The sequence below is a fragment of the Pseudoalteromonas mucoides genome, assembly GCF_049257175.1.
Classification (GTDB): domain Bacteria; phylum Pseudomonadota; class Gammaproteobacteria; order Enterobacterales; family Alteromonadaceae; genus Pseudoalteromonas.
In genome coordinates this window covers 1-19,347 of the sequence record NZ_JBMMUC010000011.1, presented here as the reverse complement: position 1 = coordinate 19,347, position 19,347 = coordinate 1, and the positions used below count along the sequence as shown (strand labels likewise).

The 19,347-nt window shown below is 40.1% G+C and carries 13 protein-coding genes and 1 pseudogene; 8 read left to right on the top strand and 6 right to left on the bottom strand.

Annotation, left to right across the window (positions count from 1 at the left end; translation table 11 throughout):
• Positions 1–3: 3 nt before the first annotated feature.
• Genes AAEU30_RS12980 through AAEU30_RS12970 form a run of 3 tightly spaced genes read left to right on the top strand, consistent with a single transcriptional unit; the run spans position 4 to position 2,412 of the window.
• Positions 4–678, top strand: a complete 675-nt coding sequence (locus tag AAEU30_RS12980) for a response regulator transcription factor (RefSeq protein ID WP_087531813.1) — start codon at positions 4–6, stop codon at positions 676–678.
• Positions 672–2,009, top strand: coding sequence for an ATP-binding protein (locus AAEU30_RS12975; protein WP_421960848.1), 1,338 nt, complete (start codon positions 672–674; stop codon positions 2,007–2,009). Before AAEU30_RS12980 ends, AAEU30_RS12975 begins: the two co-directional genes overlap by 7 nt.
• On the top strand, positions 1,996–2,412 hold the full coding sequence (locus tag AAEU30_RS12970; protein ID WP_421960847.1) for a hypothetical protein: 417 nt from the start codon (positions 1,996–1,998) through the stop codon (positions 2,410–2,412). The genes AAEU30_RS12975 and AAEU30_RS12970 overlap by 14 nt, the downstream gene beginning before the upstream one ends.
• 68 nt (positions 2,413–2,480) lie before the next feature.
• On the opposite strand, the gene AAEU30_RS12965 is transcribed toward AAEU30_RS12970, so the two are convergent.
• The gene (locus AAEU30_RS12965; protein ID WP_421960846.1) at positions 2,481–3,521 is read right to left on the bottom strand and encodes an AI-2E family transporter; all 1,041 of its coding nucleotides are present in this window, start codon (positions 3,519–3,521) and stop codon (positions 2,481–2,483) included.
• Between the two features lie 131 nt (positions 3,522–3,652).
• On the opposite strand from AAEU30_RS12965, the gene AAEU30_RS12960 reads away from it, so the two are divergent.
• Complete coding sequence (locus AAEU30_RS12960; protein WP_421960845.1) at positions 3,653–4,543, top strand: TIGR01777 family oxidoreductase; 891 nt, start codon at positions 3,653–3,655, stop codon at positions 4,541–4,543.
• Positions 4,544–4,559: 16 nt separating this feature from the next.
• On the opposite strand, the gene AAEU30_RS12955 is transcribed toward AAEU30_RS12960, so the two are convergent.
• A complete protein-coding gene (locus tag AAEU30_RS12955) occupies positions 4,560–5,366 on the bottom strand; it encodes a sulfite exporter TauE/SafE family protein (RefSeq protein WP_421960844.1) in 807 nt (268 codons plus the stop codon).
• A gap of 365 nt (positions 5,367–5,731) precedes the next feature.
• Here AAEU30_RS12955 and AAEU30_RS12950 point away from each other — a divergent pair, with 365 nt between their 5' ends.
• Positions 5,732–6,706 carry a DUF1852 domain-containing protein gene (locus AAEU30_RS12950; protein WP_421960843.1) on the top strand — a complete coding sequence of 325 codons (975 nt, stop codon included), beginning with the start codon at positions 5,732–5,734 and terminating at the stop codon, positions 6,704–6,706.
• A gap of 59 nt (positions 6,707–6,765) precedes the next feature.
• Entirely contained in the window at positions 6,766–7,845 is a 1,080-nt protein-coding gene (locus AAEU30_RS12945; protein WP_421960842.1) for a methionine synthase, read from the top strand.
• A 47-nt stretch (positions 7,846–7,892) separates the two neighbouring features.
• On the opposite strand, the gene AAEU30_RS12940 is transcribed toward AAEU30_RS12945, so the two are convergent.
• Together AAEU30_RS12940 and AAEU30_RS12935 are read right to left on the bottom strand one after the other, a co-directional pair.
• On the bottom strand, positions 7,893–8,606 hold the full coding sequence (locus AAEU30_RS12940) for a deiodinase-like protein (RefSeq protein WP_421960841.1): 714 nt from the start codon (positions 8,604–8,606) through the stop codon (positions 7,893–7,895).
• Positions 8,607–8,713: 107 nt separating this feature from the next.
• Positions 8,714–9,724 carry an alpha/beta fold hydrolase gene (locus AAEU30_RS12935; protein ID WP_421960840.1) on the bottom strand — a complete coding sequence of 337 codons (1,011 nt, stop codon included), beginning with the start codon at positions 9,722–9,724 and terminating at the stop codon, positions 8,714–8,716.
• A 235-nt stretch (positions 9,725–9,959) separates the two neighbouring features.
• Between AAEU30_RS12935 and AAEU30_RS12930 the strand changes: the two genes are divergently transcribed.
• Positions 9,960–12,158 carry a TonB-dependent siderophore receptor gene (locus tag AAEU30_RS12930; RefSeq protein WP_421960839.1) on the top strand — a complete coding sequence of 733 codons (2,199 nt, stop codon included), beginning with the start codon at positions 9,960–9,962 and terminating at the stop codon, positions 12,156–12,158.
• A 167-nt stretch (positions 12,159–12,325) separates the two neighbouring features.
• Here the strand turns inward: AAEU30_RS12930 and AAEU30_RS12925 are convergent, their stop codons facing one another.
• Together AAEU30_RS12925 and AAEU30_RS21460 are read right to left on the bottom strand one after the other, a co-directional pair.
• A complete protein-coding gene (locus tag AAEU30_RS12925) occupies positions 12,326–13,126 on the bottom strand; it encodes a YqjF family protein (RefSeq protein WP_421960838.1) in 801 nt (266 codons plus the stop codon).
• A 611-nt stretch (positions 13,127–13,737) separates the two neighbouring features.
• Positions 13,738–14,664: pseudogene (locus tag AAEU30_RS21460) on the bottom strand (alpha-amylase family glycosyl hydrolase).
• A 389-nt stretch (positions 14,665–15,053) separates the two neighbouring features.
• On the opposite strand from AAEU30_RS21460, the gene AAEU30_RS12905 reads away from it, so the two are divergent.
• Positions 15,054–18,827: a TonB-dependent receptor domain-containing protein gene (locus AAEU30_RS12905; protein ID WP_421960834.1), complete on the top strand. Its 3,774-nt coding sequence runs from the start codon at positions 15,054–15,056 to the stop codon at positions 18,825–18,827.
• Positions 18,828–19,347: the final 520 nt, after the last annotated feature.

Here is a 19,347-nt window from a genome sequence, read left to right as displayed (position 1 = left end):
GAAATGCGAATTTTAGTAATTGAAGATGATTTACACTTAGCAGATAACCTGCGTAATGCTTTAGAAAAAGAACGCTACAGTGTTGATCTTTGTCACGACGGTGAGGCTGGTTTATTCCACATTACAGAGTACCCACTTGATATGGCCGTTGTCGATTTAGGCCTACCTAAAATTGACGGTATCGAGTTAATCAATAAAGCACGTGCACAAGGCGTGACTATTCCTATTTTAATCCTGACAGCGCGTGACCGCTGGCAAGACAAAGTTGAAGGGCTCGATGCCGGTGCAGACGATTACCTTACTAAACCGTTTCATGTTGAAGAGTTGATTGCCCGTTGTAATGCGTTAATTCGCCGCAGTGCTGGTAAAGCAAACCCTGAAATGACCGCTGGCCCAATCAAAATTCATACTCGTTCACAACAAGTATGGGTTGACGATAAAGAGCTAAGCTTAACGGCCTACGAGTATAAAGTACTTGAATACCTGATGGTAAATCCACAAAAAGTTATTTCTAAATCAGAGTTAACTGAACACATTTACGACCAAGATTTTGACTTAGACTCAAATGTAATTGAAGTATTTGTACTGCGTTTACGTAAAAAACTTGACCCTGATGGTACCTTAAACCCAGTTGAAACACTGCGCGGACGTGGATATAGGCTCAAAAGCCAGTGGTAGCTTCGCAAATCCCGTTAAAAGTAAGGCAAGGATTTATCCTTGTCTTTGTTTTATTAGTTGCCTTACCGATTCTGTTTTTCTCTATAGGCAAAGCCTATTACGCTTCACTTGTTGAAGCGACAGAAAAAACACTTGAAGCACATTTATATTCCCTGATATCAGAAGTCGACTTTACTGAGCGCGGCATAATTATGCCTAGCACAATTTTGGCGCCAGAACTCAATCGGCTCAACTCAGACACCTACGCCATGATCTATCGTGATGATCAGCCAGTATGGCACTCAGAATCTGCTGTTAATGTGAACTTTGTTCCTGACTATGTAGAAACAAAAGCCGGTGCAGCTGATTTTAGACGAGTACAATACAAAGACACAATTTATTGGCAATTAAGTCTTACCGTTATTCTCAATAATATTGATCAATCAGAGCAAGCTCGGTTCATTCTGTTAAAGCGCAACGATGCATTGCTGCGCTTAATGGATGGCTTTAAGCAAACGCTAGTGAATTGGATGTATGTCATGGGTGTTGCCATTGCAGCATTAATGGCTGTTGGTTTTGTGTGGAGCGCACGCCCTTTACAACGTTTAGATAAAGAGATAAAAGCAATTGAATCCGGCGATATTCAAGAAATAAAGGGACTTTACCCTGTTGAATTACAAACGATTAAATCTGACCTAAACCTACTGCTTGAATCACAACAACGCCAAAAAGAGCGCTATAGAGCCTCCCTAAGTGACTTAGCCCATGCGCTAAAAACGCCACTTGCTGTATTAAAATCAAGTCCGCTGGCCAATGATGCCGACGCGCAAGAGCAATTAGACCGTATTAATGTGATGATCGAACATCAATTAAAACGTGCTGCAACAGGTGCATCTGACACCTGGAAAAAGCAAACGGCTATTAAGCCTGTTCTTGATTCAATTTTAAATGCGATGAGCAAAGTTTATCGCGATAAAGACATTATTTTTAATTGTGCTGTGTCTGACAAAGATTACTTTTTAGGTGACAAAACAGATTTACTAGAACTACTTGGCAATTTAATTGATAACGCTTGTAAAGCTTGTCGCTCTCAGGTCGATATACAAGTTATGCAAAGCAAATCACTTCAAATTGTTATAAGTGATGATGGTCCAGGTATACCCCAAGATAAACGTGAATCATTACTTACCCGCGGCACCCGCTTAGATACCTACGAAAGCGGACATGGAGTAGGAATGGCTATTGTTTCAGATCTTGTGAAGTCGTACCACGGTACGTTAACAATTGCCGATTCAGAGCAACTTAACGGCGCACAATTTACTTTAGAGTTTAATTATAATGGCAAAAAATAACCGCTTAAATCTGTATATGAGCGCACTGTGTATGATGTTTAGCTCTGCATCATATGCAAATGATTGCACCTTAGCGGAACAATCAACAACAGATGAAACCAAGAAATACATTCAATGTTTGGATAAAGAAATCGCCTCTTTAGAGCGCAGCCAGCAAACTTGGATCACTAAACTGACATTGGATTTAGGGAAAATTCAGGACGACACAGGTAACACCCAGTTAATGCCAATCTTTAAACGCAGCATTAAAAGCCAGACCCGCTTTTTAGAAGACAGCTGTCGTTGGCGTTACCTGCAAAAAATGCCCAACGCGACCCAAGCTGCTATTGTTTATAAACGCTGTGAAATAGCTATTTTAGAGCAGCATATCGAGGTATTAAAGCAACCACTTAAATTGTTTTAATAAGCTGCTTAATCCAGTACTAAAAAGCCACGCATCAAAGCGTGGCTTTTTAGTTTAGCCCAGCGTAATTAGCTTTGTTCTTTTTCTATCTCTTCACCATTACCAAGTAAGGTAGCAAGCCAACGCCCTTCGTCGCTGGTCTCCAGTGCAATTTTTACTATCATCGTTAAAGGCACTGATAACAGCATACCCACCGTGCCCAATAACCACCCCCAGAAGATTAAAGATAAAAAGACAACGAGCGTTGAAAGCCCAAGCCCTTTGCCCATAAACCTTGGCTCGACAATATTACCCATTACCGTATTGATAGTTAAATAACTAGCGCCTACAACCCCCGCAATTAAAGGACCCTGTGTAATTAACGCAAGTAAAACAGCTGGTATTGCCGCGATAATCGAACCAATATTAGGAATGTAGTTAAACATAAAAGCAACCACTCCCCACAATACAAAGTAGTCAACGTTTAGTATCCACAATATTAATGCAGCTAATACACCGGTCCCTAAACTCACCAACGTTTTGATAGCTAAATATGAATTAATCGAATTTAAAAACCGATCGATTTGTTTCATTTTCATATCAGGATCATCAAGGGCCATATGTATTTTTTTGCTAAACATCGGTCCTTCAAATAACATAAACACCACTGTTAAAATGATTAAGAACAAATTGGCCATTACGCCACCTAGTCCTGTAAGCATATTTGTAGCCACATCTATCATTTTTCCAGGGTTGAACATTGAGACTAACTGTTCTTTATTAATTAATATATTGTAACGCCCTGCTACATCCACCAGCCAAATGAATTCTTCTTGTAACTTAGCTTTGTATTCAGGTAAATCCTTTGAAAAATCAGTTAGTGACTGCCCTACAAGTCCACCTAAACTAACGCCAACCCCAATTACCATCAGCATTACTAACATAATAGCAATGCCTTTAGGGATGTTATAACGCGCAAAAAATCCTAACAAAGGGTTACAGATGATCGCCAAAAATGCCGCTAATACAAACGGAATAACGATGACACTTGCAGCTTTAATACCTGCAAGCCCTACAACCAATGCCGCAAAAATAACTAAACTTTTGTTTACTCCAGTTAGTCCCGCCAAACCACAATCCTTGAAAATAAAAACAGCAGTCAGTGTATGTGAAAAGTTAATAAAATGAAATGTTTGCAAAGTGATCAAAAGCAGCTTTACTTCGTATAACAATTTAATTGAATAATCGCTGAGATAGGCAAATGAACATATTCATCACTGGTGCAACAGGCTTGGTTGGGAGTGCATTGTGTAAAAAATTAAAACGCGTTCACACATTGAGCGTCTTAACTAGAGACACAAAATCAGCCAAACAAAAACTTGGTAACGAACTATGCTATGTAAATGATGTAAGTAATATTAACTTTAACACCATTGATTGCGTAATTAATCTTGCTGGCGAACCTATTGTTAATAAACGCTGGAGCTCACAACAAAAGCAAAAAATCAGAGATAGCCGCATCGGCTTAACTCAACAAATTAGTGATGCAATAATGCAATGTGACACTCCCCCACACACTTTTATATCAGGCAGTGCCATTGGCTATTACGGTCGTCAAGGCTCTCAACTTATCGACGAACAATATGAAAAAATCCATCCAGAATTTAGCCACACTCTATGTGATGATTGGGAACAAGCAGCACTACGCGCGCAATCACAGCACACCAGAGTATGCGTGATCCGCACAGGTATAGTCCTAGCAAGCCATGGCGGTGCTTTGGCTAAAATGCTGCCGCCATTTAAACTAGGCTTAGGCGGCCCTATAGCAAATGGTGAGCAAGGTATGTCATGGATCCACATTGATGACATGGTTTCGTTGTTAGAATTTACTCTTGAAACACCCCGCCTAAGTGGTGCAATAAACGCCACAGCGCCATCACCTGTGAGCAATTATAATTTTAGTAAAATACTCGCCAAAGCACTTCACCGCCCTGCTATATTACCTATGCCAGCGTGGGTGCTTAATATTTTGATGGGTGAAATGGCTGATTTACTTATTTATGGTCAATTTGTTTTACCACAAAAGTTAGTAGATAACGGGTTTGTCTTTACTTACCCAACCTTGCCAAAAGCGCTAGATCATCTAACTTAGATGGTTAAAAAAACAGTTAACCCATAATCATTTTTATGGCAGTCACAACCAATAAACCGGCGAAGATTTTTTTAATCGTCGGAACTGGTAAGTAATTAGTTGCCTTTGCGCCAACAGGCGCCATAAACCAAGATGTACATACAATGCCAAAAAGCGCAGGTAAATATACAAATCCTGCAAAGCCATCTTCAAGCGAAAAATAAGCACTCCCCGAGCTGACATACCCTAAAGAGCCAAATAATGCGATTACAATGCCGCAAGCAGATGCGCAACCAATAGCTTTTTTCATATCAACTGAGAAGAACGTTAACAAAGGCACTAATAATGCACCGCCACCGATGCCTATCATGGCAGACAGACCACCTGTGAGTGTTGTAAAAATAGTAAGCACGCCTTTATTAGGAATGTCGCGCTCATTCGTTGAGGTACTTTTACTAAAAAACATCTTGATTGCGATAAGCACCACACTCACTGCAAACACCAAACGTACAACTGATTCCGGTAAAAGTGCAGCAATAAAGCCGCTGATCAGCGCACCTAAGGCTACACCAGTCATTACCCATGGCGCTAAACCCCAAGGCACGTTACCATTTTTATGGTGAGCAATTGCAGATGACGTTGATGTAAATAATATGGATGCTAACGATGTGGCAATTGCGCCTATTACTACTTGTTCAGCTGGTAAAATCTCGAAATGAAGCAATATACTGCTCAGTATTGGTACAATAACAAGCCCTCCACCAATACCTAGTAACCCAGCTAAAAATCCCACACCGCACCCAAGTATTGCGCAGTATATTATCAATAATATCATTTCACTCATTCAACTTATCTCTTATTTTAATAGTTACAGTGCTCTTACCATAGGCGCAACTAACTCCACCCAGCGCGAGTATATCAATATAAATGATGCCCATTCAGGCTTAAATCGATGATAACTGCTGAATAATCCTCATGTTTCACATGAAAAAAATACACATCAAAAAATAGAAGTCTAGATACCTGGATTTCTACTATGGTATTCAGCTAAAAATTTTGAGTAAAACGCACAGTCACTCAATAAAGGAGTGTATATAAAAAAATAGCATGAAGATGATTCATGTTTTATGTGAAATTAAACCGTTTTTATTCATGTACCGATGCACGTATAAATAACCCAAGTTTTAAACCAGATTGGATACCGCAGCAATGAATACAAATTTCACATTTACAGTTAAGAGTGTTTGCCTTGATGAAAACTACCACCCATCTAACAGCACACGAATTACCACCAACTTTGCTAATTTAGCAAGAGGTAGTTACCGCCAGCAGAACCTTCGTAACGCGTTAAAGATGATCGATAACAGCTTTAATGCTCTTGCTCATTGGGATAACCCCCAAGGCGACCGCTATACAGTTGAACTTGAGATTGTATCTGTCGATATGGATGTTCAAGGAAGCGAGGAAAGCTTCCCATCAATCGAGGTTTTAAAAACGAATATTGTCGATCATAAAACCAATAAACGTATTGAGGGCATTGTAGGCAATAACTTCTCTTCATATGTACGTGATTATGATTTTAGCGTATTGCTGCCAGCTCATAACAAAGGAAAAACAACATTCAGTATTCCTGATAATTTTGGTGAGCTTCATGGAAAGCTATTTCAATACTTTGTTAACTCAGAAACCTATAAACAGCACTTTAAAAAACCACCTGTGATATGCCTTAGTGTATCTGATAATAAAACCTATCATCGCAGTGAAAATCAGCACCCTGTTTTAGGCGTTGAATATCATCCAAATGAATCCTCGTTAACTGAGCAGTACTTCAAAAAAATGGGTCTACAGGTACGCTACTTTATGCCGCCAAACAGCGTTGCGCCTTTAGCATTTTACTTTTTTGGTGATTTACTTAATGACTACACGCACCTAGAGCTAATAGGCACAATCAGTACGATGGAAACCTTTCAAAAAATCTATCGACCTGAGATCTATAACGCCAATGCGGTTGCTGGAAAATGCTATCAACCTAATTTAAAAAACCTTGATCACTCATTAACACAAATTGTTTATGACCGAGAAGAGCGCAGCCAGTTAGCGAGTGAGCAAGGTAAGTTTGCTGAGCAACACTTTATAAAGCCATACCAGAATGTGCTTGAGCAATGGTCTCAAAATTACGCCTAGGTGCAGCACTAAGAACGGCAAAATTTAAAAATTAACTAAATAGATGGCTCAATTTTATTATGAACACAGTTAACAGCAAAATACTCTTACCCACTTCAACTGCTGGCAGTTTACCTAAACCTGTCTGGCTTGCAGAGCCTGAAAAACTTTGGTCTCCTTGGAAACTGCAAGACGAGCAACTCATTGAAGGCAAACAGGATGCACTGCGAGTGTCATTGCAAGAACAAAATCAAGCGGGTATTGATATTGTCAGTGATGGCGAACAAACACGTCAGCATTTCGTTACCACATTTATTGAGCACCTTAATGGTGTTGACTTTGAAAAGCGAAAAACAGTTAAAATTCGTGATCGTTACGACGCCAGTGTGCCAAGTGTTATAGGCCCTGTTTCACGACAAAAGCCAGTGTTTGTCGAGGATGCTAAGTTCCTACGACAGCAAACAGACAAACCAATTAAATGGGCATTACCTGGGCCAATGACCATGATAGACACCCTCTATGATGATCATTATAAGAGTCGCGAGCAGCTGGCATGGGAGTTTGCCAAAATACTCAATCAAGAAGCGAAAGAGCTGGAAGCCGCGGGCGTTGATATTATTCAATTTGATGAGCCTGCATTTAATGTTTTTTTTGATGAAGTAAACGATTGGGGCATTGCCACTTTAGAAAGAGCAATTGAAGGCCTTAAATGTGAAACAGCTGTGCATATTTGTTACGGCTATGGCATTAAAGCGAACACTGACTGGAAGAAAACGTTGGGCACCGAGTGGCGACAGTACGAGGAAGCCTTTCCTAAGCTGCAAAAGTCTAATATCGACATCATCTCATTAGAATGTCATAACTCTCATGTTCCAATGGAGTTACTTGAACTAATACGTGGTAAAAAAGTAATGGTGGGCGCAATTGACGTTGCCACTAATACTATTGAAACTGCTGAAGAAGTAGCAAACACCCTAAGAAAGGCATTGCAATTTGTTGATGCAGATAAACTCTACCCATGTACAAACTGTGGCATGGCTCCCCTGCCTCGCTCTGTAGCAAGAGGTAAGCTGAATGCACTCAGTGAAGGGGCAAACATTATACGTAAAGAGCTTTCGTTAAAAAGCAACTCAAAACAGCTTTGTGCGCAAGGCGTATAAAAACCAAACTGTACCGTGAGGCATGACCTTGCGTCTCGCGGTACAGTTCAGCACCTTTTATCTGGCGAGACAGTTTTTGTTAAATTAAAGAAAAGTAATACATTTCTTTTAATTACATTTTTCCATATCAAAGTTGGTAGCCCCAGCAAAAAATCTTTGATAGCACCTTGACCACTTCGCTTCAATGTTTTTAAGGCTATTGTAGGTTTCACTGGCAAAAAGTAACTCTTCGAATTAGCAGGCTTGCCGCTCAAAAGTCTATTAAGTGCCTTTTTTATAGCCGACACATTATTCCAATCACTTCTATACACAATACAACCATTACGATTAATAATGAATACGGCATTCGGGTAACCACCATAAGCATCATGTGCAGTTCCTTTAATGTCATCAATAAGGATCGATCTTATTTCTTGATCATTTTTTAGTGCTATCGCACAGCTAATTTTCTCAGCTGCCGATTTATGTGAAGGTATATTACTTCCGGGGTGTGCTTCTCTTACATATAAAACTGAAAAATTAACCGTGGGAAATAAACTAACTAACCTTGCCATTCCCTCTCGTCGTCCTTGAAATAACGGGCATGTAATACTGCCAAGCTCAAGTACCAAAAACTCGTTAGAAAAATCAAGTAAGTGGACGGTTTGCCCATCAGTGTTCGTTAATGCAAAATCCATGGCTTTTTCACCAATATCTGGCCCGTAAAAATTATCTAAGTCATAGTTTTTACTTGTAAACTCATCATAATTATAATTTTTCATAGGCTAAATCTCGCAACTTGATAGAAGGCGACACTTATTGCATAGAACCCAGATACACTGAACAATGGCCTTGTCCACCTTATTTAAACAAGTATAGAGCAAAAATTTTACTGTGATAAGAAATCCAATACCGCACGATTTACATGCTCTGCTTGATCCACAGTTAAAAAATGGCCCGCACTTTGAACTTGCTCAACCTGAACTGATTTCAACATTTTCCTTGCCCGATCGAGGCTATCTTGATTGTTCATTATGTCATTATCACCAATCATAACTAATGTTGGTAAGGTTATTTGCTGTAACTGCTGATCTGAAAACGGTCGCATCTCAGTAATTAGATCGGGTATCGGGTCGTTATCCAGTGCCGCTACGTATTGATCAAGATAGACAGGGTCAATCTGATGTGCATTGCTCGACAAACTTTGTAAGCTCTCTCGCACGGTATCCCGCTCAGGGTTTAACGTAAACAGAATGCTCGAAACAAGATCACCGCTAAACTCAATCCAACCAAAGGTTTGTGCTGGGCTAAGTAATACCAAACTTGCTATACGAGAGGATTCTCTATTTAACTCAGCTAAAGCAATCGCTGTTGCCTGCCATCCACCGCGAGAAGCCCCAACTAAATGGATTGAATCTAACCCCATAAGATTAAACAATTCTTGATACCAGCTTACTACCTGCGTCATGTCCGTAATATCAGTATTGGCAAGCGAACCACCGGAGCCAAGTAAATCATCAATAGCATACACCCGATAATGCTCTGCTAATGCTGTAATATTGGGATACCACATGGCCGAGTTTGCTTGCATACCATGTAATAGTACAACAGGTTCAGCATCTATAGGCCCCGCAACGATAACTCGAGCTTGACCAAGTGAAGTAGGAATACTTAACTCACGATAATCAATAGGCCATAAACTCAAAGCGCGTTGATAAAGTTGCTCATGAGATAATCCATTAGCCGATTGCTGCTGTAACTGAGCATTTTGTGTCTGGCGATCAGGGAGTAAATAAGCCTGCTGCTCAGCAGACACCTCAACTTTATCGTCAAACTTATCACAGCCGATCAATAATATTAGCGTGCTAAATATCGCAAACATTCCTCTGAACAACCCCATCTGTACTCCTGTAATCGCAAATATTTAGTTTATATAAGTTACTACACCTTCTATTAACGAACACTTACTGCTACCGACGTTTGCCCTTAACTATTTAATTATAGTCATCAATGCCATAGCTGTTTATCTGCCTTTCTTACCCTTTTTGCTGGGATCTTCGATTGACTCGTAGACCACAAACCATGATAATACAAATAATTATCATTAATATAATCTTTTAAGGAAAAATAGACATATGAGCTTTAACAAAAAACACAGCTTGCAAAACAGATCAACGACATCAGCTCCCTGTTTAAAAAAAAATCGGTACTCTATAGCCTTAGCTGTCACTGCTGCTCTTTATGGGCAAGCACTTTGGGCACAAGAAGCTAAAGATATAAGCAAAGACAACCAAGATATAGAAATTATAGAGGTAAAAAGCTCACCTTTTTCAAGTCAAAACCCTACTAGAATACCACTGTCAGCCAAAGAGCTACCACAGTCTGTTACGAGTATTTCGCGCGAACTGATGGACTTAAGCGGCATTACTGACATAAACGATATAATGCTAAATGTGCCAGGGGTGAATGTCACAAAATATGATAGTCAACGTCCACTCTACTTTGCTCGAGGCTTTCAAATTACCGACTTCCAAGTAGATGGCATTCCAACTTATAGTGGCTCAACCAATCAAGAATACGACACCTCACTCTATCAACAAGTCGAAGTGATCCGTGGTGCCAATGGCCTATTAAGTGGTGTTGGTTCACCTTCGGCCACGGTTAATATGATACGAAAACGCCCAAAACAAGAGTTCGACGCGTCTATATCAGCAGGCATTGGCTCATGGGATCGACGCCGTGGTGTTGCTGATATTTCTTTACCCCTAACCGCAGATGGCAGCGTTAGAAGTCGCCTAGTCGTTGCTTATCAAGACTCTGATAGTTATCTTGAGCGTTATCAAGAAGACAAGTTAGCTATGATGGGCATTATTGAAGCCGACATAACCCAAAACACAACAGTATCGCTGGGTTATCAAAACCAAGATAATAATCCTGTGGGCAGTACATGGGGTACCATCCCAATTTTTGCCAGTGATGGTAACGAAGCAAACTTACCCGTTACTACCAGCTATGCGCCTAAGTGGACAAAATGGCAGCGAGAATCATCGACTGTATTTGCTGATATAAACCACCACTTCAATGACTATTGGCAACTACGTGCTGCACTAAACCACACCGAGGGTGAGGTTGAAAGTTTACGTGTTTATGCTTCTGGTCTTCCTGATCGAGACACTGGCGAAGGGGTATTCTTGCGAGGTGCAGTAGGCTCCACTGAGGACACTCGTGACAGCCTAGATTTATACCTTACGGGCAGTTATAACCTATTTGAGCGCGAACATGAACTTATGTTCGGTCTTAATATTAGCCAACAGGAATCAACAAGTTTAGGTTACTCTTCGCTATCGGACTGGACTTACAATGTGCCAAATGCATGGGATTATGATGGTGAGGCTCCAAAACCCAGCTATGCTACAACTGGCGCGTACCGAACAAGCAAAACTGATCAATATGGTTTTTATGCAGCAACACGCTTTCGGGTAACCGAGACCTTATCTTTTGTCGGGGGCGCACGAGTTACCTCCTGGGAAACAGGCACCGACAATTATGATACCGACTCTGCATATACCATTACGACTGGTGATTATAAAGTAAGTAACGAAATTACCCCCTATGTAGGTATCGTTTATGATCTAACACCAGCGACGAGTCTATATACGAGCTACACCGATATTTTTACACCACAAAATTACAAGGATAAAAATAATAACTTGCTTGCACCCGTACTCGGTAGCAATTTAGAAGCAGGTGTCAAAAGTGAGTTTTATGATGGTCAACTTATGGCAACCTTTGCCATATTTAATACCAAGCAAGACAATTATGGTGTACGAGATCTAACTCAACCTGATTACTCATTGCCAGATGGCAGTTCTGCTTATAAAGGTGTTGATGGCACAGAGAGTAAAGGGGTTGAAATTAGTTTAAGTGGCCGCGTTAGCAATGAATGGCAGATAAATGCTGGATACACCTATGTTGACACCACTCGTAATGAAAACGACCGCATTTGGACCAACTTGCCAGAGCACTCAGTTCAGCTTTCCACGCATTATCAATTCACAGGATCGTTAGAGAAATTAAATATAGGTGGTGGCATTAATTGGCAAAGTGAAATCACTGGGTATGGTGTGAATCACCCACTCGAAAGTGAAGGAGTAACTTACCAACAAGGTGCTTACATGCTGGTTAACTTATACGCTAACTGGCGCTTTAATAATTCATGGAATGCAACACTAAGTGCAACCAATATAACTGACGAAAAATATTGGGCTAATATTGATTTTGCCAACTACGGTGAGCCTCAAAATATCGACTTTACAATTAAATGGACGTATTAACTCATAAGCCATAATAAATACCACGCGATTTTATAATCGCGTGGTATTTACCAGCAAAGTAAACTAGTTGGTTGTTCGGGTATAACTAACATTCGTCATTGTTACTTTAGAGATGGTGATACCTAAGTCTTCAAAACATTCTTGAAATGAATTTGAATAATATATTTTTATTTCTCTACTTTAGGCGGTAAATAAATAGTGAATTCATTTATCGGCTCAATTAGCACACTGTGCGGTAATTGTTGCTCTTTTTCTGTAACTAAAGCTAAGCGAGATAATAAACCAAAACGAGCAGACTTTACGTTTGCAGAAGCTACTTCTAATTGCTTGTGCCACACCCTGTATGTACCTAGCTTCCCATCACGACGATAATAAAAGCCAGCTAATGGATGTGTTAAATACACAAGCCCCGTTTGCGTATCTGGGAACCCCAACAATTCAATTTTTGCACCTTTGCTCTGTGTTAGTTCGACGCTTGCAGGAGCCCAGGCAGCTTCTGTCGTCATTTTATATTTACGGTATATTTGTTCTGTTTCATCAAACTCACAATCAAACTTAACTTTACCTGGGTACCAGGGTAAGTTCCAAAGTAACCTGGGTACTGCAAGCGTCCATGAATCTAACGTGGTTCCCAAAAACCAAACGCAGCGTTCATTGGTTTGCTTATCAATTATATAGATCCGGTAATTAGTTTGCCCCATAGTAAATTTAGGAAATGGATAAACTGCGGAAGTAAAGTCAACATCAATAAATGGCACTACTGAAATAAGCGCTTTTTCTTCACCGTTGATTTGTAAGGTGTCTAACTTAAAACGTGCAGGAAACATCCCATCGAACCTTGAAGGGTCTACTGCATAAGTGATGATTGCAAAATGTTGCAACTTACATAAAACATCAATCCCTTTAGGAGGAGGTCTCGAGTGAAGAAAATCGCTTAGTTTGATTGGTTCCAATACTGGGTCATCCATTTAGTAAAACGAGCCCGAACAATCGCTCGTATTTAATTTATCTTTATTGATTAAGCAACCATAACCGAGTTCCTATTTTGGTTCAATTTATAACAGCTCTTTTTGCAAGGGATCTTTCACTGAATTACCCACAAAGATGTTACCAATAAGGTTGAACCTGATTATATGCCTGTAGGCCTAAGTCATTTACCTGCTTAGGTTAACCGGTGAATATCTCAGCTCAAGCATCTTGCTTCGCTCTACCTTCTAAATCCATTTAGTCGTAGTGCCCAGTAAGCTCAAAAGGATATGGGAAAAGCCTGGCTGCGATGAGATCGCAATAATCGATTACTCCGTAACGCGCCTATATGTAAATATAAAAAAGGACAGGCATAATAAATAAAAAAGCAGTAAATAAAAAAGGACAGGCATATTTTGCTGTTAAAAATTTAACAACTCTCTCATCGTGGATAACGTTGTAATTATTTTTTATGCGCTGTTTGTTGCAAAACGTAGAGTTGAGTTGCTTGGAATGAATTTTAGGTAATAAATATGTTCTAGAGATTTAATTTTTATCAATAACTTAATTGTATTTTTTTGACAATTTACTTGAAGAGACTTCCTCTCTTTACTCAACCTGCGCCTTTATACCATTTAACGTCATTGGTTGCAGCTTGTTGCTTTAACCGTTGTTTGCTGCCTGCAAAATTTGAGTATTGCTGCCTGAAACGTTGAATTGATTCAAGCCAGTGCGCTTCTTCTATATTCAAATTGAGCACCACTTTTGACACAGCCTTGATGATGTGTCCTTTTTTCTTTGGATCTATGTGACGGCCACTCCAATCGACTAATTCAATGTAATCCAATAAGGCAAAAGGGAGCGTGTCTTTAATGTGGTTTGAGCTTTGAAATACGCTATACGCTTTTGAATTGACGTAAAATCACTGTCTTCAAGCGTATCGGCCATGTTTGCTCTGATAGGGTTCAAATCAACGTAGGCCATGCAGCTGAGCACTGCGGTTTCATCTAATAATGCTTGTGATTGCTCTTTATTGAAAGAAAAGACCCTTCCCACAAATTTTTTAATGCCGCTAGGCAGCCCGGAGGGAGAGCGCCAGGGATAGCTGCGAATAATACTTTCCTGTGCAGCTATCTTCTTTATTGGCCTCACGGGCAATGTACTCATTGAGGTTTTTCATATATCAGCTGATGTCATACAATCTTTCTCGCCATTTTACGATGACTTCATTAAAAAATAAGTCACTTACCTTATCTAACTTCTCTCCATTTAAGCAGCGTTCAACCAAAACATGAACATTATAAAGCTGATACCAGTGGTTAATTACTTCATCATCAGACCAATCAAGTGCTTGACGTCTATTGACATTCACAACAAGGTAATAGTGATTGCTCATTATCGCGTAGGCGGCAATTTCTATGGCAAACACACTACTTAATAGCTTTATCCGTTCTACTAGCCACTCCCGACGATGATCACAGTTTTTACCTGTATATTTATCATCTTCACACAAAAACGTTCGCCTAACACATCGCGAAATTAAGTACTAATAAGATGTGGATGCTAAATCAATCAGCTTTTTTCTTGCGCGAGTCATAAAATATCAACCTTACCTTAACTGTATATGATCACAGTGGTTGATACTATAATTCTTGCAAAAATTTTTATGCCTGTCCTATTTTATTTATTGTACTGCGGCACAGTAGCATCCGATGACCCCATATATTCAGTATCTCGTTTTTCACAAGAATATAAAACAAAAGAAAAAAAGAATTGGTGGAATATTATATTCTTGATATTTATTTTTTTTACACTATATTAATACTTCAATTCAGTAACAATAGAGTTGTTCAAGGGGTCATTCGTAATAAACCTTTCATAGAAAAGGTGCGATGGCATTAAAATAAGAAATAAATCAATAGGAAAAACATGAAACCTCGCTTATCCAGAATAACCGTTGCACTTCATTCGGCTATATTTTTTACTGCTAGTGTCTCTACCACTGTTTTCGCAGAGCAAACTAATACAGAGGAAGTAGAAAATAAAATATTAGAAAATAAATCACAGGAAGAAATAGAGGTTATTCAAGTAACCGGTATTCGCTCCTCATTGCGTGAGAACTTAAACAATAAACGCTTTGCTAATACCGTTGTTGACTCTATTAATACCGAGGATATTGCCAAAAATCCTGACAAAAATATGGCCGAAGCTTTACAGCGTGTTGCAGGGGTGCAAATTGAACGGGAATTTGGGGAAGGCTCAAAAGTTTCAATTCGAGGAACATCACCTGAACTAACAAATACTCTCGTTAATGGCCAATCAGCAAAATCTGTTTCCTATTTACCTGGTCAGTCGGAGAGTAATGCTTTTGACTTTTCTAACATCCCTGCTGATCAAGTATCGAAAATTGAAGTCTATAAGTCAGCGCGCGCTGATTTAGATGCCGGCGGTATTGGTGGCACTGTTGTACTGCATACTAAAAAACCGTTAGAGCAGGAAGATGGTTATGGTTACTTCAATGTTGAAGCGGAATACAACGACTCTTCAGAAAAGTCATCGCCACAAATTTCCACCGCATATAATTTTGTCAATGACGAGCAAACTTTTGGTGCTTCAATTAGCGTTAGCTTACAACAACGTAATGCGTTACGCTCTGGCTTTGAATCTGGTGGCGTAGGCAGTGGTACAGGGTTTCAACAAACTAATCCTATCGATTGTCCAACCGAAGAATGTTTAAGCAGTGATATTAAGTTAAGACATATGAGTGGGCATAATTTAATTGTCACCCGCCATATGGCCTTAAATGGTTATACCTATGGTGACTTAGAAGCCGTAGCAGGTAATGGCTTCAATGCTGATGGGCTATATGAAGGGTACTGGCCATTTGCACAAGCAGGCGTTGAGTCAAATAACTCGGGCGTCTGGAACAATAACACCCAAAACTGGGGACAGCTTAATGAAGTGATGAATCCCACTTATATAGACCCTGATTGGGGGCTATTCTGGGGCAGCCGTAGAGATGGCGGTTTAGGTCAAACCGCACCTTTAAATATCGGTGATATGCTTTATTCACCAGCCTTTTCGACTGACGAAAGCCGTCTTGATACAACAATAAATTTACAGTGGGCGCCAACCGATGCGTTAAGCTTTAACCTTGAATTAAACCAAAACAGCTCAGATCGCGACAATCAGAGTGATAACTTATACGCGCAAACCTACAGAGCCAGTCAGCTACTCTATAGCAATGGCGTACCCGGTGTTGATCCCCGGTTAGTGATGGATCCCGTTCAAGATATTATTTTATCAGCAACCTATCCTGTTGATGGCGTATACTTAGTGGGTAATGCTGGTGAAGTTTGGGATGGCAATGGTTATCGTACTAACCCAGCTACATGGGGTGAAATGGTGCGTAGGGATTCCAATGATCGCAGCGGTACCGAAACCGACCAAAATAGAGTCCATCTCACTATGGACTACACGGCAGATCAATTTGAGATTAAACTTCAAGCAGGACGCACAAGCGCTAAAAGCACCGTATTAGATCGTGCAACCACCTTAGCTAGCCGATATGGCGACTCTGAAACCCCCTATTCTGGTGATGATACAGCCCTTAAAATTCCAACCTATGAAGGTGTCAACCTCGGCTACGGTTATAACCCTGATACAGGTAAAGTATATTGGGGCGTAGAAGCCGACCCTTCTTTAACTGGTGATGAATTAGCAGCTGCACAGCAGCGCGCCCAAAACTTCTTACTTGCCCCAACCAATGAGTTTTACTTGCTAACGGGTGGTTTACGCAACACAGCTCGCTACCGTGAAAATACCGAAGACTTCTTTCAGGCTGATATCACTTGGGAACTGGACAACAAGTTCTACATTGACAGTGTGAAATTTGGTGGCAAACTTCGTAAGCTAAACCACACTGAAGACTACTTTACTGAAGATGCAAGATTTCACGGTTATTCCAACGAAGTCAGCGCGTTCCCAGTTATTTTAGCCGGAGAAATTGCAGGCGGCACCGTATCAGGCCTAGATACTGCCGGCCATGATATCCCAGATGAATATTTTGCTATTGATCAGAATAAGCGAGATTCATTACTAAATGAGCACTTTTTAGTATTACACTCAGAAGGCACGCCAAACAAAGGCAGTTGTGAAGACGCCATTGCCGCCTACTCAGGCCCGAATAACTATTACGGTTGTCGCTCAGGTATGACAGAATCTGCTGGTGACTATTACGATGTAAACGAAGAATATTTAGCTTACTATGCAATGGCCAACTTTAGCGGCGAAAAATTTCGCGGTAATGTTGGCTTACGTATTGTAGACACCGAACGTGAATCTATCGGTAACGAAATAGCCAAAGATGAAAATGGCCAGCCGTTATCTTACCCTTTAGATTCAAGTGAAGCAGGTTATGTAGAACAGTTGGCTGGCTTTAATATTTACACACCTCTAGTACAAAAAAGTAGCACAAAGGATTACTTACCGAGCTTCAATATTTCTTATGATTTGGCCGATGATCTGATTTTAAGAGCTGCGGCGTCGAAAAATATTTCTCACCCTAGCCTAAACCAGATGAGAAGCACCTTTTACCTAGCCACCGAACGTTATAGGTTATATAACGATGGACGCCAGCAAGACCTAACCGAAGAAGGTTTAGCCGAGCGTTTAGCTATGGACTCACAACGTAGGGGCTCGGTGGGTAATCCAGATCTCGGCTCTTACACTTCAATTAACAGTGAAATTGGGGTTGAGTGGTATTTTGATAAGTCTTCAATATTCTCTGTTACGGCGTTCCAAAAAGATATCAAGGATATGGTACGCGCAACATCTAAAGTGCAAAACTTAGATTATTTAGGAGACGAAGGCAGAACAGATAATAACGGCTACCCTGTTTTTGGTGACTACGTTGTCAGTTCTTACTTCAATACCGGCGAACAAAAAGTAAAAGGTCTTGAGATGCAACTTCAACACGACTTTGGCAATGGCTTTGGTGGTTTGGTGAACTATACCTACACCGACGTACCAGATCAGATGTTCACCAACTCGACATTCGCCTATGAAGTCGGTGATATGAGTGATATTGAAACTCATGTGAGCGACCCATCACAACGTGATTATTTTGAAGTAACAGGCTTTAGCACCAAGACAACAGTCCAATCGGAACCTATGTTTGGTCAATCTCAAGATACGTTAAATGCCTCTGTGTATTTTGAAAATGAAACGTTTTCAGCACGACTTTCGTATAACTATCGTAGTGAATTTGCTAACCAAAGCGATAGCGAGGGAATACGTTACACAGACGCTCGCTCGCAGTTAGACTTTAAAGCGACCTATCAAATCATGGATAACGTAGTAGCTAGTTTCGCTGTGACCAACTTGACCAACGAAAATGTCGTGCACTACTTAGATCGTTCACAAATTGTCAATGATCCTGTCATAAATAATATGAAGTGGGTAGATGAAATTGGTGAGGATGGTGTACCAACTGGTAACCGTGTTGTTGCAACTGATAATAATGGCAATGAAATTGTTGAATCTTCAGTGACTGGCGATGCTGCATTCGCCATACTATCTGAAGCAAGTGGTATCTCTGTTGAAGAGCTTAAACCTTACTATGAAAACCATTTAGACAAGGTATATGTTAACGAATGGACTAACGGTCGTCGTTACTATGTGGGACTAAACTGGACTTTCTAAAATAACTTTGCGAGCTTACCTCAACTATGGGGTAAGCTCGTGCATATACCCTGAGGGGTTATTAGGCTTAAAGCAAAATAAAAAGGACAATAACTACAATGACACCCACTTCAATTAACTACAATGACACCTAATAACTACAATGATAATAACTACAATGACACCCACTTCAATTAACTACAACAACTACAACAACTACAACAACTACAACAAACTACAATGACACCCACTTTAAATTATTCAAATAGCACTACAAAATTTAAATGCTGAATGTACGCACATATCACTTTGTGAAACTAGCTTATGTTTCAAAATAAGTGAATTTCGTTGTAAAACTTAAATAACAGACATGAGAATACCTGCGTTATGCAGTGAAAGTACTTCTATGGGGATTTCGGGTAGTGTTCAAAAATCTGTGTCATTTCAGTAAACTGATAAAAACAGGAATGACACATGACAAATCAATTCAACTTCGAAGATGCAGTTAAGGCACTTCAATCCGGTAAAAAACTTAATGGTA